At 75.6% G+C, this 24308-nt stretch carries 15 protein-coding genes and 4 pseudogenes; 9 read left to right on the top strand and 10 right to left on the bottom strand.

Going from position 1 to position 24308, the window contains the following annotated elements; genetic code table 11:
* The first annotated feature begins 69 nt into the window (after positions 1–69).
* Positions 70–882 carry an IclR family transcriptional regulator gene (locus tag QMQ26_RS08830; protein ID WP_100835617.1) on the top strand — a complete coding sequence of 271 codons (813 nt, stop codon included), beginning with the start codon at positions 70–72 and terminating at the stop codon, positions 880–882.
* Positions 883–1016: 134 nt separating this feature from the next.
* On the opposite strand, the pseudogene QMQ26_RS08825 reads toward QMQ26_RS08830, so the two are convergent.
* Together QMQ26_RS08825 and QMQ26_RS08820 are read right to left on the bottom strand one after the other, a co-directional pair.
* Positions 1017–1559, bottom strand: a pseudogene (locus QMQ26_RS08825) (Pr6Pr family membrane protein); the annotation flags it as partial.
* 211 nt (positions 1560–1770) lie between these two features.
* Positions 1771–2474: pseudogene (locus QMQ26_RS08820) on the bottom strand (GNAT family N-acetyltransferase).
* Positions 2475–2622: 148 nt separating this feature from the next.
* Here QMQ26_RS08820 and QMQ26_RS08815 point away from each other — a divergent pair.
* The 4 genes and pseudogenes from QMQ26_RS08815 (at position 2623) to QMQ26_RS08800 (ending at position 8407) form a co-directional block, all read left to right on the top strand.
* Positions 2623–3785: pseudogene (locus QMQ26_RS08815) on the top strand (CaiB/BaiF CoA transferase family protein).
* An 11-nt stretch (positions 3786–3796) separates the two neighbouring features.
* Positions 3797–4939: an acyl-CoA dehydrogenase family protein gene (locus QMQ26_RS08810; protein WP_282205329.1), complete on the top strand. Its 1143-nt coding sequence runs from the start codon at positions 3797–3799 to the stop codon at positions 4937–4939.
* Positions 4940–4977: 38 nt separating this feature from the next.
* Positions 4978–6198, top strand: coding sequence for an acetyl-CoA C-acetyltransferase (locus tag QMQ26_RS08805; protein ID WP_100835613.1), 1221 nt, complete (start codon positions 4978–4980; stop codon positions 6196–6198).
* A gap of 41 nt (positions 6199–6239) precedes the next feature.
* Positions 6240–8407: pseudogene (locus QMQ26_RS08800) on the top strand (3-hydroxyacyl-CoA dehydrogenase NAD-binding domain-containing protein).
* Between the two features lie 125 nt (positions 8408–8532).
* On the opposite strand, the gene QMQ26_RS08795 reads toward QMQ26_RS08800, so the two are convergent.
* The 6 genes from QMQ26_RS08795 to QMQ26_RS08775 form a co-directional block, all read right to left on the bottom strand.
* Positions 8533–10107, bottom strand: coding sequence for an FG-GAP repeat domain-containing protein (locus QMQ26_RS08795; RefSeq protein ID WP_282205328.1), 1575 nt, complete (start codon positions 10105–10107; stop codon positions 8533–8535).
* A 123-nt stretch (positions 10108–10230) separates the two neighbouring features.
* Complete coding sequence (locus QMQ26_RS08790; protein WP_282205327.1) at positions 10231–10944, bottom strand: MerR family transcriptional regulator; 714 nt, start codon at positions 10942–10944, stop codon at positions 10231–10233.
* 129 nt (positions 10945–11073) lie between these two features.
* Positions 11074–11934 (bottom strand): hypothetical protein, encoded by an 861-nt coding sequence (locus QMQ26_RS08785; protein WP_282205326.1) that lies wholly within the window; start codon positions 11932–11934, stop codon positions 11074–11076.
* A gap of 638 nt (positions 11935–12572) precedes the next feature.
* Positions 12573–13589, bottom strand: a complete 1017-nt coding sequence (locus QMQ26_RS08780) for an isopenicillin N synthase family dioxygenase (RefSeq protein WP_282205325.1) — start codon at positions 13587–13589, stop codon at positions 12573–12575.
* Positions 13590–13721: 132 nt separating this feature from the next.
* Positions 13722–13796, bottom strand: a complete 75-nt coding sequence (locus QMQ26_RS38215; protein ID WP_354644872.1) for a putative leader peptide — start codon at positions 13794–13796, stop codon at positions 13722–13724.
* A 189-nt stretch (positions 13797–13985) separates the two neighbouring features.
* A complete protein-coding gene (locus QMQ26_RS08775; RefSeq protein ID WP_282205324.1) occupies positions 13986–14543 on the bottom strand; it encodes a DinB family protein in 558 nt (185 codons plus the stop codon).
* 217 nt (positions 14544–14760) lie between these two features.
* Here QMQ26_RS08775 and QMQ26_RS08770 point away from each other — a divergent pair, with 217 nt between their 5' ends.
* Together QMQ26_RS08770 and QMQ26_RS08765 are read left to right on the top strand one after the other, a co-directional pair.
* Complete coding sequence (locus QMQ26_RS08770) at positions 14761–15798, top strand: MDR family NADP-dependent oxidoreductase (protein ID WP_282205323.1); 1038 nt, start codon at positions 14761–14763, stop codon at positions 15796–15798.
* 593 nt (positions 15799–16391) lie between these two features.
* Positions 16392–16757: a MerR family transcriptional regulator gene (locus tag QMQ26_RS08765; RefSeq protein ID WP_282205322.1), complete on the top strand. Its 366-nt coding sequence runs from the start codon at positions 16392–16394 to the stop codon at positions 16755–16757.
* A 17-nt stretch (positions 16758–16774) separates the two neighbouring features.
* Here QMQ26_RS08765 and QMQ26_RS08760 read toward each other — a convergent pair whose 3' ends face one another.
* The gene (locus tag QMQ26_RS08760) at positions 16775–17623 is read right to left on the bottom strand and encodes a HEAT repeat domain-containing protein (RefSeq protein ID WP_282205321.1); all 849 of its coding nucleotides are present in this window, start codon (positions 17621–17623) and stop codon (positions 16775–16777) included.
* 246 nt (positions 17624–17869) lie between these two features.
* Entirely contained in the window at positions 17870–20335 is a 2466-nt protein-coding gene (locus tag QMQ26_RS08755; RefSeq protein ID WP_282205320.1) for an excinuclease ABC subunit UvrA, read from the bottom strand.
* A 202-nt stretch (positions 20336–20537) separates the two neighbouring features.
* On the opposite strand from QMQ26_RS08755, the gene QMQ26_RS08750 reads away from it, so the two are divergent.
* Together QMQ26_RS08750 and QMQ26_RS08745 are read left to right on the top strand one after the other, a co-directional pair.
* Positions 20538–22832 (top strand): hypothetical protein, encoded by a 2295-nt coding sequence (locus QMQ26_RS08750; RefSeq protein ID WP_282205319.1) that lies wholly within the window; start codon positions 20538–20540, stop codon positions 22830–22832.
* Positions 22822–24228 (top strand): hypothetical protein, encoded by a 1407-nt coding sequence (locus QMQ26_RS08745; protein ID WP_282205318.1) that lies wholly within the window; start codon positions 22822–22824, stop codon positions 24226–24228. The genes QMQ26_RS08750 and QMQ26_RS08745 overlap by 11 nt, the downstream gene beginning before the upstream one ends.
* Positions 24229–24308: the final 80 nt, after the last annotated feature.

Genomic DNA, 24308 nt, shown 5'->3' with positions numbered 1-24308 from the left:
GTTCTGCACTGCAAAACGATGTGCTGCGGAACTGGCACCGCGCCCGGGCGCGCCGTAGCGTCACACCCCATGACCAGCACCGCCGCCGAGAACCGGGCCCCCGAGGGCCGGCCGGAACGCAACCAGTCCGCGTCGCTGCGCCGCGCCCTCGCGGTGCTCGAACACGTCCGGGACCACGCGGCGGCCGGCACCGACCTCAGCCTCACCGCGCTCGCCGACGGCCTGGAGATGTCCAAGTCCACCGTGCTGCGCCTGGCCGCCCCGCTGGTCGACGCCCAGCTCCTCGCCCGCGATCGCGACACCGGCCACTTCCGGCTCGGCCCCGGCGCCCTCCAGCTCGGCCAGGCGTACCTCGCCACCCTCGACCTGCGCACCGCCGCCTCCGAGGAGGCCCACCAGCTGATGCGCGAGGTCGGCGGCACCGTCCACCTGTGCGTCCCCGACGCCCCGTACGTGGTCTACGTCGACAAGGTCGAGAACGAGACCGCCGTCCGGATGGCCTCCCGGATCGGCAGCCGCGCCCCGATGTACTGCACCGCCGTCGGCAAGGCCATGCTCGCCTGGATGCCCGAGGACGCCTTCGCCACCGTCGTCGCCGACGGCCTCCCCGCCATCACCACCCGCACCCTCACCTCGGCCGCCGCCCTGCGCACCGAACTCACCCGCATCCGCACCCGCGGCTACGCCGTCGACGACCGCGAGAACGAACCCGAGGTCCGCTGCATCGCCGCCCCGGTCTTCGACCACAACAACACCGTCATCGGTGCCATCTCCACCTCCGCCCTCACCTCCCGCATCACCGCCGCCCGCGCCCGCGAACTGGGCCCGGTCGTCGCCGCCACCGCCGCCCGCGTCTCGAAACGCATGGGCGCGACCCGCTGACCGCGCCGCCGCGCGGGCTCAGACGGTGTCGGTGCCGGGTGCGGGGCGGGCTCGCGGCGGAGTCTGGTGCCGAGGCGGTCGAGGCCGATGACCAGGGCGCCGAGGACGGCGAACTCGACGACGAGTTGGACCATCTGGAGGCCGACCCAGGCGTAGCCCTTCTCGGTGGGGTCGAGGAAGAAGTAGGGGTAGCGGACCGGGAAGTCGGGGAAGAGGACGGCCCGGGTCTCGGTGAGGACGGCGTAGCCGAGGGGGTAGGAGAGCCAGAGCGGGAGGTCGCGCCAGCGGGAGGCGTTGCGGGGGGAGAACACCAGCCACTCGGCGAGGACCAGCACCGGGGTGGTGTAGTGCAGGAAGAAGCTGGACCAGTGCTGGAGCCGGTCGGGGCCGGAGACCAGGCCGGGGAGCGGGTTCTCGCCGTGGTTGAGCAGGACGTGCGCGACGATGCCGGTGATGGTGATGTACAGGACGGCGGCGCCGCGCAGGCGGGGGGCCGGGGCGTCGGCGGTGTCGCGCCGGGCCATCCAGTAGACCGCGGCCAGGAAGTAGCCGAGCACGATCACGTTGCTCTGGATGGTGAAGTACACCAGGGAGCTGTTGCTGAGGAAGATCCCCAGGAACGCGGACAGGACGATGGCGCTGCGCCACCAGGCGGCGGGGCGGGTCCAGACGGTCATGCGGTCACCGGACGTTCGTTTCGGTGGTGCCCCCCGTGGGCACGACAGATCGCCGCACTCTACCCGCCGGTTCCGTGGTCGGAAAAGATCACCGGTCGGGGCGGGTGCGGCCGGTCGGAGCGGGCGCGTTCGGACGGGCGCGCTCGGGCGGGGACGGTCCGGCGGGGACGGTCCGGCGGGGGCGGTCCGGCGGGTGCGGTCAGGGGTGCGGTCAGGGGGTGCGGAAGCCGCGGAAGACCACGTCGGCGCGGCGGGCGAAGCCGAGCCGTCCGTACAGGGCGAGTGCGCCGGTGTTGGCGGCGGCCACGTGCAGGAAGGGGCGTTCGCCGCGGGCGGTGATCCGGGCGGCGAGTTCGCCGACCAGGTGGGCGGCCAGGCCCCGGCCGCGGGCCTCGGGGCGGTGCAGACGGCGGAGACCTCGGTGAAGCCGGGCGGGCGGAGGCGTTCGCCGGCCATGGCGAGCAGGGCGCCGTCCCGGTCGCGGACGCCCAGGTAGGTGCCGAGTTCGCGGGTGCGGGGCCGGAACGGGCCGGGGCGGGTGCGCTCCACCAGGTCGAGCATCTCGGGCACGTCGACGGCCCCCAGTTCGACCGCCCGCAGGCCGCCGGGCAGCGCCGGACGGACCTGCTCCACCTGCACCAACTGGTGGCCCTCCAGGACGAATTCGGGCTCCCAGTGGGCGGGCGGCAGGGCCGGGCAGCTGAACAGGTCGGCGAACTCGCCGGCCCCCAGCAGCCCGACCAGGTCGTCCCAGGCCCCCGGGCCGGGCCGGGCCCCGACGCTGCTGAAGCTCGCCACCTCGGGGTCGTACCGCACCGCCTCCCCGCACCGCCGCGCCAGGTACGCGTGCGCCCCGCCCAGCGAGTGGCCCACGGGGTCGTCCAGTACGGCGGTGTCGAGGTCGAGTTCACGCATGGGGTTCAGGCCCTCCCGGTCGATCGGTCCGTCCATGATCCCGCACTGCCGGGTGCGGCGGCCGGGCCGGGCTCTTGTTACCGGCCGGTCACGTCCCTATCATCGCCACTGTGACAGCTTCACTGTCAAACCTGGGAGGCGGTCGACGATGACCTCCGCAACACCCCCCGCCACCTCCGCGACACCCCCCTCCGGCCCCCTGGTGGGCGTCCGGGTGCTGGAGCTCGCGGGCATCGGCCCGGGCCCGTTCGCGGCGATGCTGCTCGCCGACCTGGGGCGGACGTGGTGCGGGTCGACCGCCCCGGCGGGCAGACGCTCGGGCCGGACCCGGCCCGGGACCTGACCAACCGCAACAAGCGCTCGGTGCTGGTCGACCTGAAGTCCGCCGGGGGCCCGGCCACCGTGCTGGACCTCGCCGCCCGGGCCGATCTGCTGGTCGAGGGCTGGCGCCCCGGCGTGGCCGAGCGGCTCGGCATCGGCCCGCGGGACTGCCTGGCCCGCAACCCGGCGCTGGTGTACGGCCGGATGACCGGCTGGGGGCAGGACGGCCCGCTGGCGCAGCGCGCCGGGCACGACGTCACCTACCTGGCCACCTCCGGCCTGCTCGGGCTGATCGGCCCGCCGGACGGCCCCCCGGCGATCCCGGCGAACCTGCTGGGCGACTACGCGGGCGGCTCGCTCTACCTGGTGGTCGGCCTGCTCGCCGCGCTGCACCACGCCCGCGCCACCGGCACCGGCCAGGTGGTCGACGCCGCGATCGTGGACGGCGCCGCGCACCTGTCCACCATGCTCTGGGGCCTGCTGGACGCGGGCCTGTGGCAGGACCGCCGCGGCGTCAACCTGCTGGACGGCGGCGCCCCCTGGTACGGCACGTACGCGACCTCCGACGGCCGCTGGATGGCCGTCGGTCCGCTGGAGCCGCGCTTCTACGCCGAGTTCGCCCGCCTGCTGGAGCTGGACGCCGACCTCCCCGACCAGTACGACCCGGCCCGCTGGCCCGAGCTGCGCGCCGCCCTCGCCGCCCGCTTCGCCACCCGCACCCAGGCTGAGTGGACCGCCCGCTTCGAGGGCCACGACGCCTGCGTGGCCCCGGTGCTGACGCTCGGCGAGGCCGCCCAACACCCGCACCTGGCCGCCCGCGGCAGCTATGCCGAGCACGGCGGCACCCGCCAGCCCGCCCCCGCCCCGCGCTTCTCCGCCACCCCCGCCGCGCTGCGCACCCCGCCCGCCCGGCCCGGCGAGCACACCGCCGAGGTGGCCCGCGACTGGGCCGTCCCCGGCCTCGACCCCCCTGCCACGCAAGACTCCTGAAGGGAACGTCCGTGCAGCGCGAGCTCTACACCGAGGAGCACGAGGACTTCCGCACCACCGTCCGGGCCTTCCTGGCCCGGGAGGTCGTCCCGCACCACGCCCGCTGGGAGCGGCAGGGCGTCGTCGACCGCTCCGCCTGGCTGGCCGCCGGGAAGGCCGGGCTGCTCGGCCTGGCCGTGGACGAGCGCCACGGCGGCGGGGGCAGCCCGGACTTCCGGTTCGCCGCCGTGCTGGCCGAGGAGTTCGTCCGGGCCGGGGCCAGCGGCCTGGCCGTCGGCCTGCACAACGACATCATCGGCCCGTACCTGACCGGCCTGGCCACCGAGGAGCAGCGGGAGCGCTGGCTGCCCGGCTTCTGCTCCGGCGAGCTGATCACCGCGATCGCGATGACCGAGCCCGACACCGGCTCCGACCTCCAGGCGATCCGCACCACCGCGGTGGACGCGGGCGACCACTACCTGCTCAACGGCGCGAAGACCTTCATCTCCAACGGCATCCTCGCCGACCTGGTCCTGGTGGTCGCGAAGACCACCGCCGAGGGCGGCGCGCACGGCCTGAGCCTGCTGGTGGTGGAACGCGGCATGCCGGGCTTCGAACGCGGCCGCAACCTCGACAAGATCGGCCAGAAGGCCCAGGACACCGCCGAGCTGTTCTTCCACGACGTGCGCGTCCCGAAGGCCAACCTGCTCGGCGAGGAGCACCAGGGCTTCCTGTACCTGATGCGCAACCTGGCCCAGGAGCGGCTGGCCATCGCGGTCGCCGCGATCGCCGCCGCCGAGCAGCTGCTGGAGGAGACCACGGCGTACGTGAAGCAGCGCACCGCGTTCGGCCGGCCGCTGGCCAAGCTCCAGCACGTCCGGTTCGAGATCGCCGAGCTGGCCACCGAGTGCGCCGTCACCCGGGCCTTCGTGGACCGCTGCGTGAGCGAGCACAACAGGTACGCGCTGACCCCGGTGGACGCCTCGATGGCCAAGTGGTGGGCCACCGAGCTCCAGAAGCGCACCGCCGACCGCTGCCTGCAACTGCACGGCGGTTCCGGCTACATGAGCGACAGCGCGGTCGCCCGGGCGTTCACCGACGGGCGCGTCCAGACCATCTACGGCGGCACCACGGAGATCATGAAGGAGATCATCGGCCGCTCGCTGCTCGCCTGAAGCCCGCCCGACCCCTCCGCCCGAAAGGCATCCCCACCGTGACCACCGAAGCGTACGTCTACGACGCGATCCGCACCCCGCGCGGACGCGGCAAGCAGACCGGTTCCCTGCACGGCACCAAGCCGATCGACCTGGTGGTCGGCCTGATCCACGAACTGCGGCGCCGGTTCCCGTCCCTGGACCCGGCGGCGATCGACGACATCGTGCTCGGCGTGGTCAGCCCGGTCGGCGACCAGGGCTCCGACATCGCCCGGGTCGCGGCGATCGCCGCCGGGCTGCCCGACACGGTCGCGGGCGTGCAGGAGAACCGCTTCTGCGCTTCCGGCCTGGAGGCCGTCAACCTGGCGGCGGCGAAGGTCCGTTCGGGCTGGGAGGACCTGATCCTGGCCGGCGGCGTCGAGTCGATGTCCCGGGTGAAGATGGGCTCCGACGGCGGCGCCTGGTTCGCCGACCCGATGACCGCGTACGAGACCGGCTTCGTCCCGCAGGGCATCGGCGCCGACCTGATCGCCACCGTCGAGGGCTTCACCCGCACCGACGTGGACGCGTTCGCCGCCGAGTCGCAGGCCCGGGCCGCGAAGGCGCAGGCCGACGGGCTGTTCGACCGCTCGGTGGTGCCGGTGCTGGACCGCAACGGGCTGGTGGTCCTGGGCCGCGACGAGTTCATCCGCCCCGGCACCACGGTCGAGTCGCTGGCCGGGCTCAAGCCCTCCTTCGCGGACATCGGCGACCTCGGCGGCTTCGACGCCGTCGCGCTCCAGAAGTACCACTGGGTGGAGTCCATCGACCACGTCCACCACGCCGGCAACTCCTCCGGCATCGTGGACGGCGCCGCGCTGGTCGCGATCGGCTCGCGCGAGATCGGCGAGCGGTACGGCCTCACCCCGCGGGCCCGGATCGTCTCCGCCGCGGTCTCCGGCTCCGAACCCACCATCATGCTCACCGGCCCGGCCCCCGCCACCCGCAAGGCGCTCGCCAAGGCCGGGCTGAGCGCCGCCGACATCGACCTGGTCGAGATCAACGAGGCGTTCGCCGCCGTCGCGCTCCGCTTCATGCGCGAACTCGGCTTCCGGCCCGACCAGGTGAACGTCAACGGCGGCGCGATCGCCCTCGGCCACCCGCTCGGCGCGACCGGCGCGATGCTGATCGGCACCCTGGTCGACGAGCTGGAGCGCCGCGACCTGCGCTACGGCCTGGCCACGCTGTGCGTGGGCGGCGGCATGGGCATCGCCACCGTCGTCGAACGCGTCACCGCCTGACCACCCGTCCCCTCACGTACTCACCCAAGGACTCCAACGACATGACCGACGTGAGCAGCCCCATCCGCTGGGAGCAGGACCAGGACGGCGTGGTCACCCTCGTCCTCGACGACCCCGCCCAGTCCGCCAACACCATGAACGCCGGCTTCACCGACGCGCTCGAAGCCACCGTCGAACGGCTCGCCGCCACCGAGGAACTGGCCGGCGTCATCGTCACCTCCGCGAAGAAGACCTTCTTCGCCGGCGGCGACCTCAAGCTGCTCTCCGCCGTCGGCCCGGCCGACGCCGAGCAGGTCTTCGCCGACTCGATGCGGATCAAGCGCGCGCTGCGCCGGCTGGAGACGCTCGGCCGGCCGGTGGTCGCCGCGATCAACGGCGCCGCGCTCGGCGGCGGCCTGGAGATCGCGCTGGCCTGCCACCACCGGATCGCGCTGGACGCCCCCGGCAGCAAGATCGGCCTGCCCGAGGTCACCCTCGGCCTGCTGCCCGGCGGCGGCGGAGTGGTGCGCACCGTGCGGATGCTCGGCGTCGCCGACGCCCTGCTCAAGGTGCTGCTCCAGGGCCAGCAGTACCGCCCGGCGCAGGCCCTGGAGCACGGCCTGGTGCACGAACTCGCCTCCGACGCGCAGGAGATGGACGCCAAGGCGCGCGCGTTCATCGCCGCGAACCCGACCAGCCTCCAGCCCTGGGACGCCAAGGGGTACAAGATCCCCGGCGGCACCCCCAGCACCCCGGCCTTCGCCGCCAACCTGCCCGCCTTCCCGGCCAACCTGCGCAAGCAGCTGAACGGCGCGCCCTACCCCGCGCCGCGCAACATCCTGGCGGCGGCCGTGGAGAGCTCCCAGGTCGACGTGGACACCGCGTTCGCGATCGAGGCCCGGTACTTCACCGAACTCGCCTGCGGGCCCACCTCGAAGAACATGATCCAGGCGTTCTTCTTCGACCTCCAGGCAGTCAACTCCGGTGCCTCCCGCCCGAGTTCGGTGACCGCCCGGAAGGCGGCGAAGGTCGCGGTGCTGGGCGCGGGCATGATGGGCGCGGGCATCGCGTACTCCTGCGCCAAGGCCGGCCTGGACGTCCTGCTCAAGGACGTCAGCGCGGAGGCCGCCGAGCGCGGCAAGGCGTACAGCGCGGGCCTGCTGGACAAGCAGGTGGCCCGCGGCCGGATGACCGCCGACGAGCGCGAGGCGTTCCTGGCCCGGATCACCCCCACCGCGGACGCCGCCGACCTGGCCGGCTGCGACACCGTCATCGAGGCGGTCTTCGAGCAGCCCGAGCTCAAGCACAAGGTCTTCCAGGAGGTCCAGCACCTGGTCGCCCCCGACGCGCTGCTCTGCTCCAACACCTCCACCCTGCCGATCGGCCTGCTCGCCGAAGGCGTCGACCGGCCCGCCGACTTCATCGGCCTGCACTTCTTCTCGCCGGTCGACAAGATGCCGCTGGTGGAGATCATCCGCGGCCCGGAGACCGGCGGCGAGGCGCTGGCCCGCGCCTTCGACCTGGTCCGGCAGATCCGCAAGACCCCGATCGTGGTCAACGACTCCCGCGGCTTCTTCACCTCCCGGGTCATCGGCCAGTTCCTCAACGAGGGCGTCGCGATGATCGGCGAGGGCCTCGACCCGTCCTCCGTCGAACAGGCCGCCGCCCAGGCCGGCTACCCCGCCAAGGTCCTCGCCCTGCTGGACGAGCTCACCCTCACCCTGCCGCGCAAGATCCGCAACGAGACCCGCCGCGCCGTCGAGGCGGCCGGCGGCAGCTGGACCACCCAGCCCGGCGAGGAGGTCATGGACCGGATGCTGGACGAGTTCGGCCGCCCCGGCCGCAGCGGCGGCGCCGGCTTCTACGACTACGTCGACGGCCGCCGCACCCGGCTCTGGCCCGGCCTGCGCGAGCACTTCGGCAAGGGCGAGCCCGGCGCGGAGATCCCGTTCGAGGACATGAAGGAGCGGATGCTGTTCGCCGAGGCCATCGACTCGATCCGCTGCCTGGACGAGAACGTCCTCACCTCCGTCCCCGACGCCAACATCGGCTCCATCCTCGGCATCGGCTTCCCCGCCTGGACCGGCGGCGTCCTCCAGTACGTCAACGGCTACCCGGCGGCCCGGCCGGCTTCACCGCCCGCGCCCGCGAACTCGCCGCCGCCTACGGCGACCGCTTCACCCCGCCCGCCTCCCTGGTTGCCCTCGCCGAGAGCGGCGGCCGCTACTGACCCTCCGCCCCTGACACCCGTCCGGCGGGCCGGCCGTACGCACGGCCGGCCCGCCGCGGCGCGTCAGCCGGCCGGCGTGTCGGTGACCCGGGTGACGGTGGCCGGGCCGTCGGCGGAGAGGCCGGTCACCAGGTTCGCGGTGACACCGCCCGAGCCGTCCAGCGTCCAGAGGTCGGGGGTGCCGTCCGTGTCGATGTCGGCGGCCTGCAGGGTGAGGTCGGCGCCGGTGTTCCACCCGGTGGCGACCTGGAACGCCTGGTGTCCGAGGACGTGGGTGCCGGGATCGACGGCGAGGTCCTTCCACAGGACGAGGTCGCCGGTGGACTTCTTCCACAGGAAGAGCGCGGTGGTGGTGCCGCCGGGCGCCGGGAGCTCGGTGGAGGCGATCGTCCAGTCGTTCCAGTTCTGGTCGCCGTCGGGGGTCGCGGCGGTGAGCGGACGGGGAGGCCGAACGCGCCGGGAGACCAGCCGGCCGGGTAGAGGGTGAGGGCCGTGCCGCCGGAGCCGTCCGGGGCGATGCCGAGCAGGTCGCTGGTGCCGCGGTCGAGCCCGGAGACGTTCCCGGCCTCGACGACCTGGGTCGGGGAGTTGCCGCCGTCCCAGTCGGTGAGGGAGGTGTGCGCGCCGCCGCCGGGGAGCGGACCGCCGTTGCCGTCGCCGGCCAGCACCAGGGCCAGGCCCGCGCGCGGGCCGGAGGGCCAGTAGGCCAGGACGTCCTGGAAGGAGCCGCCGGTGAACCGCCCGGTGAGGACGACCGCACCGTCGAAGTCGCCGGGCGTCGGCTCGGTCTCGAAGCCCGTCCCGTGGACGCCGATGTTGCTCGCGGCCCCGAGGTGTCCGTCGCCGCGGCCCGGGGCGGACCAGATGCCGGAGGCGAGGCCGGAGCGGCCGCCGACGGTGACCAGGTCGGGCTTCCCGTCGCCGTTCAGGTCACCGGTGATCAGGTCCGGCGGCGGGGCGGCGGCCACGAAGTCGACCTCGACGGCCCCGCCCTGGTTCCCGCCCGGCGAGAGGCTGGTGACGGTGAGCCTGTTCACCTCCTGCGGAGCGGTGAACGTGAACGAGGCCCGGCCCGCGGCATCGGCGGGCACGTCCGTCCACGGGTCGCTGTTCAGCTGGAAGCGGTAGCCCGCGGGCACGGTGCCGTCGGCGGGCGGTGCGACGGTGAGTGTGACGGGCCTGCCGATCACGGCGTCGGCCGGCGGGGAGACGACCGGCGCGCCCTGGCGGGTCGGGTCGAAGGTGAACCGGCAGGTGGCCCAGTCGCTGTGGTGCCCGGCACCGGCCGTGCGGACCTTCCACACGAAGGTGGTGATCCTGCCGTCGGCGGCGGCGGACAGCACCTCGCGGGCGAGGACGTAGCGGGCGTCCTGACCGGCCGCGACGGTCAACTGCGCCGGGTCGTTCCGGGCGACGACCGTCCCGTCGTGACCGGCCTCGGTGACCTTGAACTCGTAGCCCAGGAAACCGGCCTCCGGATCGTCCACCCGGGCGGAGAACGTCACCGACGTGTCGCCCAGCACCGTGCCGCCCGCGCAGGCGGTGCTCGGCGAGGTGGACCGGACCTCGGGCACGGGCAGGTCGGCGGTGGCCGCGGCGGCGGGCCGGCTCAACCCGCCGACGGCCAGCAGCACGCCGAGGGCGGCCGCGGCCGCGGTGGAACGGCGCGGACCGGAAGGACGGGACGGGAGGGAAGGCACAGATCGTTTCGCTTTCCACGGGGGCCGGACGGCCCCGATCGCCGCACACCATAGGGGCCCCGGCGGTGTGCGCGCTCGGAATTTCTCACCGTACGAACGGAGTTCGCGCCCGCCCGCCCCCGGTCACTCCGCCGGGCGGGCCAGCTCCTCGGCCAGGGAGCGCTGGAACGCCGTCACCAGGGCCTGCAGCACCATCGGCTGGATGCGGTCGGTCAGCTCCCGCATCCGTTCCAGTTCGCCGGGGGGCGGGTCGCTCTCCCGGTACGGGCGCCAGACGGTGTCGCGGAACAGGCGGTGCAGGTCGTGGGCGGTGGCCCGGCTGTGCAGGCGGACCACCGCGCGGGCGGCCAGCAGGGTCTCCAGCGGGATCGGCACGTCCAGCACCCGCACGCCCAGCGGGAGCAGGCCCGGGTCGACCTTGAACACGTCCGGGTCGGCGGTGCGGTGCAGGGCGCCCATCGCCGCCAGCGAGTCGAGGTCCGCGTCCGACAGGGCCCGGCCGGTGCGGCGCTCCACCTGGGCCCGGTCGGCCTCCTCGGCCGACTCCGGGGTCCAGGAGGCGACCAGCGCCCGGTGGATCGCCAAGTCCAACTCGCCGATGTCCTGGGGTAGTTGGGCCAGGTAGCGTTCGATCGCGGCCAGCGTCAGCCCCTGCCGCTGCAACTCCTCGATCAGCTCCAGCCGCCCCAGGTGCTCCGCCCCGTACCAGCCCACCCGGCGCGCCCCCAGCTCCGGCGGCGGCAGCAGCCCCTTGGCGCCGTAGAACCGCAGCGTGCGCACCGTCACCCCGGCCCGGTCCGCCAGTTCCTCCACCGTCCACCGCGGCCCGTCCGCCAACGCCCCACACCCCTCGCCGCCACTGTGACACCAGTAGTGTCCCACCCGCCTCCACCGCCGCACCAGGACCGGCCGGTCAGCAACCCGGCCCGGTCGAGTCGGTGATCCGGTACTGCTCGCGCTTGACGTTCAGCGTCCCGCCCGTGCGGACGTCCCACAGCGCGGCCCAGTCCCCGGCGGCCGGGAACACCAGGTACGGGTGCTCCGCCACCGGCGCGGCCCCGTCCCAGCCGGCCTCGCCCACCGGGCGCAGGCAGACCAGGCGCGGGCGATGCCGAAGTACGGCGCGGGCCGGCGGCCCGCCCGGGCCTGCTGCTGGGCGACGTCGGCGGCGTGCGCGGCGGGCACGACGACCTGCGTCTGGTACAGCCCGACCGCCCCCGCGAAGGCGACCAGCAGCAGCAGCGCCGCCACCGACACCCCGCCCAGCGTCCGGAAGGCGTGCAGGTGCCGGGCGTAGCCGAGCAGCGACACCGCGACCAGCGGGCCCGCCACCACCACCAGCGCCTTGGCGTCGGCGATCACCTGCCAGAGCGCCGGGATCTGGGTGTCCTCCCGGTTCAGGCCGAAGCCGTCCAGGTAGAAGGCGTGCAGCGAGAAGCCGAACCCGGGCAGCCCGACCAGCACGATCGGCAGCAGCGCCGGGACCAGCCAGGCGGCGGTGGCCTGCCAGGTCAGGCCGCGCAGCAGCAGCCGCAGCCCGTTGCCGCACAGCAGCAGGCCGACCGAGACCAGGGCGGTGGGCCAGAGCCGGGCCGACGACGCCCCGACCAGCGCGGCCAGCGCGGCGAGGACCGGCGCCCCGACGGCCCCGGCCGCGCAGGCCGCCGGGGTGCGGGGCGCGGTGCGGGCCGTCCAGTGCGGTGCGTGGACGACCACCGCCGCGAGCAGGGCGCCCACCGGCGCGACGAGCAGCAGGACCGCCGCCCGGGCCGCCGGGCCGGCGTGCAGTCCGCCGAGCGCCAGCCCGGCCAGCAGCACCGCGAACACCCCGCGGCGAGCAGCGGGACCACCGTCCGGGTCGGCAGCGGAACGGCCCCGGTGCGGCCGGCGCGGACCAGTTCCGGGCCGACCGGGTGCGGCTCGCCGTCCGCCGGGGGCAGCGCGACGCCCGGCAGGGCCCGGACCGCCTCGGCCGCGGCCCGGTCCCGGACGTCGGGGCCCGGGGACAGGAACACCTCGCGCCCGGTGTCGAACAGCCCGGTGCGGGCCAGCAGCGGACGCCACCGGACCGGCCCCGGGACCGGCCGCCGGACGGTGTACCGCCCGCGCGGCGGCTCCTGGCGGTGGACCGGCTCCTGGAGCCGCAGGTCGGCCTCCGCCGGGCTCCGCCCGACCAGCCGGGCCAGGGTGAGCCGCACCGCGAGGGCCGCCCCGGCCCGGGCGCCGGTGACCCCGGCCTCCACCAGCCAGCGGGCCCGGCGCGGCCCGTCCTCGTCCAGCACCGTGACCACCCAGCCGTGGGCCTCCAGCCCCGCGCGCAGCCCGGCCCGGCCGCCGGCCGTGCCGGTCACCTCCAGGTCGAGCCGGAACCAGTGGTCGTACGCGGTCATGCCCCGCCCCTCCCCGTCGGGCCCGATCAGCGCGGGGAGCCTACCCCGGGGCCCGGACCGCGCGGGCGGCGGTGGTCAGCCCAGCGGGAGCAGCTCGGCGTGGTGACGCCTGGTGACCTCGGGGTGAGCCCGGCTGTAGCCCTTCAGTTCGTTGACGCCGAACTCGGCGTGCAGGGGATTCGAAGGGTCCTGGGTGACGCCGGGGGCGTGGTGGGCGTGCGGGAAGTCGAGCGGGGTGATGTGGGCGTCCAGCCGGGGGTTGTAGAAGAACGGGACGGAGAACCGCTCGCGGGCCCCGGGCGGGGAGACCACCCGGTGCGAGGTGGCCTTGAGGTAGCCGTCGGTGGCGACCTCCAGCAGCTCGCCGAGGTTGACGACGAAGGCGCCGTCCAGCGGGGGGACGTCCAGGAAGGTGCCGTCGGGGCGCTCGACCTGGAGGCCGCCGACGGTGTCCTGGAGGAGCAGGGTGATGAAGCCGTAGTCCTTGTGGGTGCCGACGCCCTGCGGCGGGCCGTCTGGGGCGCTGCCCGGGTAGCGGACCAGCTTGAGCCGCAGGTGCGGGTGCGGGGCGAAGGCGTCGTCGTAGAAGTCGGGGCGGGCGCCGATCGAGGCGAGCAGGGCGTGCAGCAGCCGGCGGGCGACGCCGTCGAGGCGGTCGATCCAGTGCAGGGCGGCGGTGCGCAGCTCCGGCAGCGCGGCGGGCCACTGGTTGGGGCCCTCCAGCCACCAGTACGCGGGCTCGCCCGGGGCCGGGACGTGCGGCGGCAGCTCGGGGCCGATGTCCAGCTGGTCGCGCCAGTCGCGGCGGCCGCCGGTGCGCTCGTCGCCGGTGCGGGTGTAGCCGCGGAAGTGCGGCGAGTTCAGGTTGCTGACCGCCAGCCGGTCGGCCTCGGGCAGGGCGAAGAAGGCCCGCATCGCGGAGGTCAGCGCGGCGGTCTCGGCGGGGGTGACGCCGTGCCCGGTGAGCTGGAAGAAGCCGACACCGGTCGCCGCCGCGCGCAGGTCGCGGTGCAGGCGCTCCCGGTCGGCGGGGGAGCCGTCGGCGAGCGAGAGGTCGATGACGGGGAGGGAGGTGGGGTGCTGCTGCGTCATGGGGGTGCGTCCGCGGTGGTGAAGACCCCGGCGGGGGACGGCGGGTCGCGCCGGGCGGGCCGGGGGAGACGGGGGCCCGCGCGTCCGGATGGGAGGGCGGGGGCCGGGAGAGGGGGTCGAGCGGGGGTGCGGTCAGCCGGAGCGTCGACAGGACATGCTCGTGACGCGGAGCAGGTCCACGTGGCGACGACTGACGAGTAGGAGCACCCCACCAGGCTACAACCCCCGCCCGGGAGGCTCCGGGCGGTGCCTCCGGAGCCCCCCGGCACCCGGTACCGCGCGGGCCGGTACCGGGCCGGTCGGTACCGGGCCGGTCGGTAGCCGGGGGCAGCGCGGGGCCGGTACCGCGCGGACCGGTACCGGGCCGGTCGGTAGCCGGGGGCCGCGCGGGGCCGGTCAGTACCCGGTGGCGCCGTCGATCCGCTCGCGCAGCAGGTCCGCGTGCCCGTTGTGGCGGGCGTACTCGGCCAGCAGGTGCACCAGGACGCGGCGCAGCGAGACCGGCTGCCCGGTCGCCTTGTGGGTGCCGGTGGCGTCCAGCGAGGGGGCGTCGGCGACGATCCGGCGGGAGACCTCCACCTGGGCGCGCCAGGTGGCGAGGGCCTGCTCGAAGTCCCCGTCGAGGTGCTCGAAGTCCTGGTCCGGGTCGTCGTCCGAGTAGTACACCAGCGGGCGGGACTCGTCCCCGGCGAACTGGATCTGCAACCACCACTGCTCGACCCCGGCCAGGTGCCGCACCAGCCCGTGCAGCGTCAGCCCGGACGGCGGCACCAGGAACTCGGACAGCCGCTCGGCCGGCACGCCTGCGCACTTGAGCGCGAAGGTCTCGCGGTGGAACTCCAGGTAGGCGAGCAGGATCTCCCGCTCGTCGCCGACCAGCGGCGGATCGGCCCGGCCCGCGGTCTCGGACCAGGCGGGGGAGAAGTTCTGCGGCGAGGTGGTGGGTTCACTCATCGGGCCAGCCTGCCAGCCGCCACCGACACCTGACGGCCCGCCCCGGCGCGGCGTGGCGCGTCCCGTCCCGGTGCGGCGCGGCGCGTCCCGTCCCGGCGCGGACGCGGCCCGTGGGAGACCCGGGTCCTTGACCCTGACCCGTGGGGCAGGGACTACCGTTCCGGCACTTTCCGCCCGCCCGCCCGGCCGTCCGCCGGGCCCTCCCCGAGGAGCCGTCATGAGTGTGCCCGCAACCGTCCGGGAGGTCCGGCTGGCCCGTCTCCCGCAGGGCCGTCCGGTCGCCGCCGACCTGGTCGTGGTGGAGACGCCCGCGCCGGAGCCCGGAGCGGGCCGGGTGCTGCTGCGCAACCGGTGGTTCGTGCTCTTCCCCGGCCTGGCGACGCTGCTCGGCGACACCCCGCCGGGGACGCCGTTCCCCGGGATCGGACCGGGGGAGACGCTGTTCGGACCGGCCGTCGGGGAGGTGGTCGAAGCCCCGGCGGGCAGCGGGCTGCGGCCCGGCGACCTGGTCGCGCACGTGCAGGGCTGGCGGGAGTACGCGGTGGCGGACCCGGCGGCGCTCACCCCGCTGGGCGGTCACCTGCCGGACCCGGCGGCCCACCTGTCGCCCGGCGCGGTCGGGTACGGGGCGCTGACCCGGACCGCACCCGTCCGCCCCGGCGACACCGTGCTGGTCACCGGCGCGGCCGGCGCCGTCGGCACGCTGGCCGGCCAGACCGCCCGCCTGCTCGGCGCGGGGACCGTCCTGGGGACCACCGGCTCCCCGGCCAAGGCCGAGCGGCTGCGCGAACTCGGCTACGACGCCGTGCTCGTGGACGCACGCACGCCCGGCCCGGAGCGGGCCGAACGCTTCGCCCGGCAACTCGCCGAGGCCGCCCCCGACGGCATCGACCTCCTGCTCGACACCGTCGGCGGCCACCAGGCCGAGGCCGCCCTCGCCGCCGCCCGCCCCGGAGCCCGCGCCGCCCTGATCGGCGTCCTCTCCCACCAGCTCGACGGCACCCCCGGGAGCAGCGCCCCGCTGCGCCTGGACGCCTTCCCGCTCATCCTCAAGGGCGTCCGGTTGGCTGGTTACGCGAACGACGGACACGCCGCCGCGGAAGCCGAGTGGCTGCCCCGCTTCGGCGAGTGGCTGCGCACCGGCGCCATCACCTTCCCGCACACCCGGATCACCGGCCTGGACCGGGCCCCGCAGGCGTTCCAGGAGATGATCGAGGGCCGGTACTTCGGCGCGGTCCTGGTGGAACTGGGGTAGAGGGAGCCGCAGGCCCCGGAGCCGGGGCCGGGGACGCAGCCGGGGACGCGGCGCCCGGCCGCCCGGCCGCCCGGCCGCCCGGGAGGACGAGGCCGACAGACCGGATGCAGGTCGCCGACCCGACCCGGCGCGGCGCGGCTGGGCGGGCCGGGAGCTGTGGCGGGCGGCGGGTGGCGGCGATGTGCGGTCCGCCGTCCCGGCCGCTGTCGGACGGGCCGCTCGCGCAGCTCTCGCCGTCGTCCCCCCGGCCCGTCGCCGACCCGATCCGGCGCCTGAGCCGGGGGCGCCGCCTCCGCGCGGCGGCCGGTGGTCCGCCGGGCGTCGTGCGGGTCGCCGTCCCTCGCGGGGTGCGCCGCCGTCCCGTCCTCCGCCGTCCCTCGCGGGGTGCACCGCCGTCCCGTGCGCCGCCGTCCCGTCCTCCGCCGTCCCTCGCGGGGTGCGTCGCCGTCCCGTCCTCCGCCGTCCCTCGCGGGGTGCACCGCCGTCCCGTCCTCCGCCGCCCCGTCCGCCCTCGCCGCCGAGCGCGGGTGGCGGGAACAACCGTCCGGTGGTGGGGTTTGACGGGGTGGCATGGGGAGGAAGGACGCGCGGGGATGCGGATCGGGGACGCGGCGGCGGCCGCCGGAGCGACGCCCAGGGCGTTGCGGCTGTACGAGGAGCGCGGCCTGATGCCGCCGCCGGCCCGGACGGCCGGGGGGCAGCGGGACTACGACGGGACGGACGTGGCCCGGGTCCGGGTGATCCGGGGGCTGCTCGCGCTCGGGCTGACCATCGAGGACCTGCGCGGCCACGCCGAGTCCTTCGACCTGCTGGTCGCCGACCCGTCCCGGCGGTGCGGGAGCGCTTCCGGCGGGCCGGTCGTCCGGCGGCGGATCGCCGCGCTGGACGAGGAGATCGCCCGGCTCACCCGGCTGCGGGCCGCGCTGGCCCGGGCGGTGGAACAGCCGCTGCCGGGCTGAGAGACGAAACGGGACGGTCAGGGCGCGTGGTGTCGGGCGAGCTGGAGGGACTCCCGGCGGAGCCGCCCGTCGCCGGTGCGGTCGGCCGCGGCGAGCAGGTGGCGGGGGAGGTCGGACTGGAGGTCGGGGCGGTGTGCCAGCAGCCCGTACACCGACCAGAGCAGGTGCTCGCGGGTGAGCGGTTCGCAGTGGTGCGGGGGGTACCAGACGTCGTCGAAGCACGGGCGCAGGGCGGGGTCGGTGAGCAGGGTGAGCAGCCGGTCGAGGTGGCGGACCGGCAGGTCGGGGTCGTAGGCGGCGGAGCCGTGCACGGCGGCGACGTACAGCGCCGGGTGGTCCTCGGTGAGCGTCTCGGCGAGGACGGCGCGGGCGCCGGTGGTGCCGGTGGGGGCGAGGGCGAGCAGCAGGGAGAGCCGGACGGACGGGTCGGCCTCGGTGCGCCACAGGCCGAGCAGGCAGCCCGGGTCGGGGGCGAGCGGGAGGGCGGCGCGGCGGACCGCCGGGTCCGGGTCGGTGAGCAGCGGCAGGGCGTGCGAGCGGTGCCGTTCGGGCAGGTCGGGGGCGGCGCGCAGCAGGCGGGCGAGCAGGGCGGTGAGCGGGGCGCGGGCGGCGCCGGTGGCCGGGTCGGCGGCCAGGGCGAGCAGGAACGGCAGGGCGACGGGGGTCGCGGACGGGACGGGTCGGCCCGGTTCGGGGACGAGGCAGTGCAGCAGTTCGCAGTCCTCGGGGCGGGCGCCCCCGGGCCCGGGGGCGGCCAGCCGGTGCAGCACCCGCGGCACCATCGTCGCGGGGCTGGACCAGTGCGCGGTCTCCAGCCCCGCCCAGCGCTCGGTGTCCAGCTCGGTCAGCGACAGCTGTATGGCCATGCTCATTCCCCCGTACCCGGTACCGTCCGTACCCGCGTTGTCGTGCCCCGTGCAGACCGGCTGTCATTCTCGGCCGGGGCCGGGACGCTGTCGCGGGGAACACCTGCCCGGGATGAAAACTTTGCCGAGGCGATGCGGGGGAGTGATGGAGGGGCGGTGACGGGTGACGGAGGGGATCGGTACGGTGGCCGACCGTCGCCGCCGTCCGCGCGAACGCACCGGGCGGCGACGGTCGGTGACGGATGGTCAGCCGGCGCCGTGCCCGACGTACTCGGCGAGGTGGCGCCCGGTCAGCGTGCCGCCGTCGGCGACCAGCGCGGCGGGGGTGCCCTCGAAGACGATCCGGCCGCCGTCGTGGCCCGCGCCCGGGCCGAGGTCGATGATCCAGTCGGCGTGCGCCATCACCGCCTGGTGGTGCTCGACCACGATCACCGACTTGCCGGAGTCGACCAACCGGTCGAGCAGGCCGAGCAGTTGCTCGACGTCGGCCGGGTGCAGTCCGGCGGTCGGCTCGTCCAGCACGTACACGCCGCCCTTCTCGGCCATCTGCGCGGCCAGCTTGAGGCGTTGGCGCTCACCGCCGGAGAGCGTGGTGAGCGGCTGGCCGAGCGTCAGGTAGCCGAGGCCGACGTCGGACAGCCGCTTGAGGACGGTGTGCGCGGCCGGGGTGCGGGCCTCGCCGGTGCCGAAGAACCGCTCGGCCGCGTCGACGGACATCGCCAGCACCTCGGCGATGTTCCGGCCGCCGAGCCGGTACTCCAGCACCGCGGCCTGGAAGCGCTTGCCCTCGCACTCCTCGCAGACCGTCGCCACCCCGGCCATCATCCCCAGGTCGGTGTAGACCACGCCCGCGCCGTTGCAACTCGGGCAGGCCCCTTCGGAGTTGGCGCTGAACAGCGCGGGCTTGACCCCGTTCGCCCTCGCGAACGCCTTGCGGATCGGCTCCAGCAGGCCCGAGTACGTCGCCGGGTTGGAGCGCCGCGAGCCCCGGATCGGGCTCTGGTCGATCGCCACCACGCCCTCCGGCACCCCGCCGGCCAGCGCCGCGCCGTTCACCAGCGAGCCGTGCACCAGCGAGCTCTTGCCGGAGCCCGCCACGCCGGTGACCACCACCAGCACGCCCAGCGGCACGTCCACGTTCACCGTGCGCAGGTTGTGCGCGTCCGCGCCGCGGATCTCCAACGCGCCGGTGGGGGTGCGTACGTCCGGCTTGAGCGCGGCCCGGTCGTCGAAGTGCCGGCCGGTGACGGTGCCGCTGGCGCGCAGCCCGTCCACGCTGCCCTCGAAGCACACCTCGCCGCCCGCCGCACCGGCGCCCGGCCCGAGGTCGACCACGTGGTCGGCGATCGCGATGGTCTCCGGCTTGTGCTCCACCACCAGCACCGTGTTGCCCTTGTCGCGCAGCTGCCGCAGCAGCCCGTTCATCCGCTGGATGTCGTGCGGGTGCAGGCCGGTGGTCGGCTCGTCGAAGACGTACGTGACGTCGGTCAGCGAGGAGCCCAGGTGCCGGATCATCTTCACCCGCTGCGCCTCGCCGCCGGAGAGCGTCCCGGCGGGGCGGTCCAGCGAGAGGTAGCCGAGGCCGATCGCGGTGAACGAGTCCAGCAGTTGGCGCAGCGACTCCAGCAGCGGGCGCACCGTCGGCTCGTCCAACTCCCGTACCCAGTCGGCGAGGTCGCTGATCTGGAGGGCGCAGGCGTCGGCGATCGAGCGGCCCCTGATCTTCGCGGACCTGGCACCCTCGCTCAGCCGGGTGCCCGCGCACTCCGGGCAGGTGGTGAAGGCGACCGCCCGGTCCACGAACTCGCGGATGTGCGGTTGCAGGGCGGCCCGGTCCTTGGCCAGCATCGACTTCCGGACCCGTAGCACCAGGCCCTCGTAGGTCATGTTGATGCCGGCGATCTTCATCCGGGTCGGCTCCCGGTACAGGAAGTCGTGCCGCTCCTGCTCGGTGTACGCGTCGATCGCCTTGCCCGGGTCGACCAGGCCGGACTCGCTGTACAGCCGGTAGTTCCAGCCGCCGGGCTTGTAGCCGGGGACGGTCAGCGCGCCCTCGTCCAGCGACTTCGACCCGTCGTACAGCTGCCGCAGGTCGATGTCCGAGACGCTGCCCCGCCCCTCGCAGCGCGGACACATCCCGCCGGCCCGCCCGAACGTCCGCTGCTCGGCCTTCGCCCCCTCGCCGCGCTCCACCGTGACCGCCCCCGCGCCGTGCACCGTCGGCACGTTGAAGGAGAACGCGGGCGGCGGGCCGACGTACGGGTCGCCGAGCCGGCTGAACAGGATGCGCAGCATCGCGTTGGCGTCCGTCGCGGTGCCCACCGTCGAGCGCGGGTCGGCGCCCATCCGCTGCTGGTCGACGATGATCGCCGTGGTCAGGCCGTCCAGCACGTCCACCTCGGGGCGGCTCAGCGAGGGCATGAAGCCCTGGACGAAGGCGCTGTACGTCTCGTTGATCAACCGCTGCGACTCGGCCGCGACCGTCCCGAACACCAGCGAGCTCTTGCCCGAACCCGACACCCCGGTGAACACCGTCAGCCTGCGCTTGGGCAGTTCGACGCTGACGTCCTTGAGGTTGTTCACCCGGGCCCCGTGCACCCGGATCAGATCGTGCCGGTCCGCCGGGTGCCGCCCGTCCCGCCCGCCGTCGTTGCCGTCCTGCCCGCCGTCGTTGCCGTCCTGCCCGCCGTCCGGCCGCGCCGCGCCGCTCATCGTTCTCGTCCCTCCGTCCGGCGGTGCCCGTCGCGACGCCGCCGCCCCGATCCAACCATCCGGAACCGACGGGCACCGGTTCTCGTCCCCATCAAGCGCGGGTAAAGTGACCGGCCGAACCACCGGGAGGCGCCCCATGAGGACACAGCAGCGGACACCTGGCCGGAGACGGCCGACCCGACCGGTGCTCCCGGGAGCCCCGGTGGCCGCCGCGGCCGTGCTCGCCGCGCTGGCGCTGCTCGGCACCGCCACCGCCCCGGCCACCGCAGCCGACCCGAGCGCCGCGGCTTCGGCTACCGCGACCGCTGCCGCCTCCGCGACCGCTGCCGCGCCCGCCTCCGCCCCCGCGCCCGCCGTCGGGCAGTTGCCCGCGGAGGCGTCCCAGGCCGAGCGGCTGGCCGCCGAACTGCGCAAGGACCCGGTCTACATCTCCGCCGACCTGCCGCGCCAGGTGCCGCGTTCGCTCGCCCCGCAGTTCGCCGCCGTCGCGCGGCGCACCGGCGTGCCGACCTACGTCCTGGTGCTGCCGAACGCCGACCGGACCTTGCTCGCCCAGGTGCACGACCGGCTGGGCGCCGACGGCCTGTACGTGCTGGTGCAGGAGTACGGCGGCCTGACCGTCTCCGCGTTCGGCGTCGACCTCCCGGCCGCCGCCGACGCCGCCCGGATCGCCAACCGCGTGACCCCGTACGACGCCGGGCCGCTCGCCGGGTTCACCGCCTTCACCGACCGGGTGGTCCGGGACGCGGACCAGGTCGCCGCCGAGGCGCGCGCGACGGAACGCCGCGACGACGACTACCCCCAGCTGTACATCTCCGCCACCGACCGCCAGAACCAGAACCTGCTGCTCGGCCTGGCCGTCGTGGTCCTCCCCGGCCTGCTGCTCGCCCTCGGCCTGCGCCTCTCCCGCCGCCGCCCGCTCCGACCCGCCACCGGACCCGCCACCAGGCGGACCGGCGCACCGGGCCGGCGGTCCGGGGCCGTCGACCTGGGCAAGAAGCCCGCGAAGGGCACCGGGAAGGGCCCCGCGAAGGGTCTGACGAAGGGCACCGCGAAGGGTCCGGCGAAGAGCCCCGCGAAGGGCCCGGCGAAGGGCTCCGCGCAGCGCCCCGCCTCCGCCCGCGCCGCCGAGCCGCTGCGCCGCGGCGTCCTCGCGGCGACCCTGCTGGCCACGGTGGCCGCCGTGCTCGGCGTGGTGTTCGCCGCGTCCGCGGTCTTCCCGCAGACCATCGACGACCCCGACCTCACCGTCACCCGGGCCGACCTGGAGGCCCGCACCACCGAGGCCGCCGCCGCGCTCACCGCCGACGGCGTCTACCAGGACGCCTCCGCCCCGACCGTGCTGACGCCCGCCCAACTCGCGGCCGTCCGGCAGCGGGTGGCCGACCTCGCCGCCAAGACCCCGGTGTACCTGCTGTTCACCCCCTCCGACTCCGACGACGAGAGCGAGGGCGACGGCGCCGTCCTGCTCGCCCAGGTGCACCAGCGCACCGGCCGGGACGGCGTGTACGTGCAGATCGACCCGGTCTGCGGCTACTTCGAACTCGCCGAGTACGGCCCCGTCGGCACGGACGCCCCCAACCGGTTCCGCCGCGCCGACCTGCGCTACCCCGACCGCAGCACCACCTCCGACGACCTGCGCCTCCCGGACCGGCTCAACAGCGTCCTGGACCAGGTGGCCGCTGCCCGGCCCACCGGCGAACCGGCGTCCGGCGACGGCCGCTCCGAACTGCCCGAACTGCGCAGCAACAAGCTGCCGCCGCTGTTCGGCAACGACTTCGGCGGCGGCCTGATCCTCGGCGCGATGCTGTACGGCGTCCTGCTGCTGCTCGCCTGGGCCGCGATCGCCGCCGGCCGGGCCGTGCTCCGCTCCCGGCGCGCCCTGGCCGCCGCCCCGGCCGCCCCGCAGCACGCCCCCGGCCCCAGGCGCACCGCCGCCCAGCCGTCCACCCGCCACCTGCGCGCCTGGGCCGACGAGGACGTCCGCGCCCTCGCCGTCCGGCTGGCCGCCGTCGACCAGGACGCCCCCGGCCGGGCCCGCGCCTGGGACTGCCTGGACGCCGCCGAACTCCTGGTCGGCGCGGACGGGTTGCGCACCGCCGACCCGTCCGACCTGGCCGCCGCCACCGCCCTCGCCCGGGCCGGGTTCGACGCCCTGCACGGACTCCGGGGCCCGCTGCTGTGCCGGCTCAACCCGCTGCACGGCACGGCCGACGGCGGCCGGGTCCCGACCTGGTTCCCCGCCGTCGACCTGGGCCCCGGCTCCGCCCAGCTCTGCTCCGACTGCCGGGACGCCCTCCGCCGCAGCGCCGCCACCCGCAACCCCGTCGAGCTGGCCGCCCGCCGCGCCGAGGCCGACCGGCTACTGCTGCGCCCGCCCGGCCCGGACGACCGCACCCGCACCGCCTGGGACCAGGCCGGGCAGGTCCTGCCGTCCGCGCGCGAGGGCCTCGACGCACTCATCCTCAGGGCCAGGGAGTCCGCCAGTGTCCAGTGACCGCCGCACCCCGTCGACCGCCGCGACCGCGCCGATCGTGCCCACCGGGCGGGCAGCCTCTCGCCTCCTACCGGCCTCCCACCCACCTGTCTCCCACCCACCGGTCTCCCGCCTGCTGGCCGTCCTGCTGCTGGCCTGCGCCGCCCTGCTCGGTGCCGGTACCGGCGCCCCCGCCCGGGCCGACGCCACCCCCGCCACCACGGCGACCGGCGCGAGCATCGCCGAGGCGCTGAAGACCTCCCCGGTGTACGTCGACCCGGCCTTCGCCGCCGCCGTCACCCCCGCCCAGCAGCAGCAGCTCACCGAGCAGATCGCCGCGACCGGACTGCCCGTCAAGGTCGTGCTGGTGCCGCTCCAGAAGGGCGACGCCTTCGACGGCAGCGCCAAGGCGATGGCCGCCGTGGTGCAGGAGCGCCTCGGCCAGTCGCCGCTGATCATGGTCACCAGCGACGACTACGGCAGCTGGCTGAACGGCTTCGAGTGGCCCGCCGACACCCACCAGGTCCGGGACTCGGCCAACGCCGTCGGCCTGCTCAAGGAACTCAAGGACGCCGGACTGGCCGCCAAGGTCGGCCGGGTGATCGACCTGGTCGCCACCGGCCAGGGCACCGAGGTCTACAAGGCCGAGGCGGACCGGGTCGACCGCGAGTACTCGGCCCGCCCGCACACCGACGACACCCCCGGCGCGTCCCCCTCCTCCTCGTCCGCCACCGGCCCGTTCGCGCTCGCCGCGGCGCTGGTGCTCGCCCTGGTGGTCGGCGCCGCGCTGGTCGCCCGCAGCCGCCGCCGGCCCCGGCACACCGCGTTCACCTTCCCCGACGCGGTGTTCGCCGCCGACCGGGCCGCCGACGAGGCCGGGCTGCGCCGCCAGGCCGCCGACGAGGTGCTCGCCCTCGGCGCGGCCCTGGACGAGGCCGACGGCTCCGCCCCCGGCCTGGGCCGCGCCCTGGACGCCTACGACGCGGCCGGCCGGGTCCTGGACGGCGCCGACGGCATCCCCGACCTGGCCGGTGTGCTCGCCCTGGCCGCCGAGGGCCGCGCCGCGCTCGCCCCCGAACCCCGGCTGCCGCTCTGCTTCTTCGACCCCCGGCACGGCACCGCCGTCCGCCGCACCACCTGGCGCCCGCTCGGCCGCCGCGAACGCGTCGACGTCGCGGTCTGCACGGACTGCGGCCAGGCCCTCAGGACCCGCCGCTCCCCGCAGGTGCTCGCCGTCCGCGACCAGGGCCGCACCGTCCCCTACTTCGAAGTCCCCGCCGACCGCAGCCTCTGGGCCGCCACCGGCTACGGCTCCCTGCTCTCCGGCTCCGACGACACCCTCGCCGCCCGCGTCGGCACCGGCCAGTTCACCCGCGCCGCCCACCGCCGGCGCTCCACCGAACCCCACCAGGACTGACCCCCCACCACCCTCACCCGGGCACCCCCCACGGCCACCCGCCGTCCGCCCCCGCCGTCCGCCCCCGCCGGACCGGGCAC

It is taken from the genome of Kitasatospora fiedleri, assembly GCF_948472415.1.
GTDB classification, from domain to species: Bacteria; Actinomycetota; Actinomycetes; order Streptomycetales; family Streptomycetaceae; genus Kitasatospora; species Kitasatospora fiedleri.
The sequence above is the reverse complement of the archived record's forward strand: the minus strand, read 5'-3'. Positions and strand labels throughout refer to the sequence as shown.

Coding starts and splice junctions, on each gene's coding strand:
- QMQ26_RS08770 (WP_282205323.1), top strand. CDS start 14,761: ATGAGTGTGCCCGCAACCGTCCGGGAGGTCCGGCTGGCCCGTCTCCCG.
- QMQ26_RS08830 (WP_100835617.1), top strand. CDS start 70: ATGACCAGCACCGCCGCCGAGAACCGGGCCCCCGAGGGCCGGCCGGAA.
- QMQ26_RS08775 (WP_282205324.1), bottom strand. CDS start 14,543: ATGAGTGAACCCACCACCTCGCCGCAGAACTTCTCCCCCGCCTGGTCC.
- QMQ26_RS08765 (WP_282205322.1), top strand. CDS start 16,392: ATGCGGATCGGGGACGCGGCGGCGGCCGCCGGAGCGACGCCCAGGGCG.
- QMQ26_RS08760 (WP_282205321.1), bottom strand. CDS start 17,623: ATGGCCATACAGCTGTCGCTGACCGAGCTGGACACCGAGCGCTGGGCG.
- QMQ26_RS08780 (WP_282205325.1), bottom strand. CDS start 13,589: ATGACGCAGCAGCACCCCACCTCCCTCCCCGTCATCGACCTCTCGCTC.
- QMQ26_RS08755 (WP_282205320.1), bottom strand. CDS start 20,335: ATGAGCGGCGCGGCGCGGCCGGACGGCGGGCAGGACGGCAACGACGGC.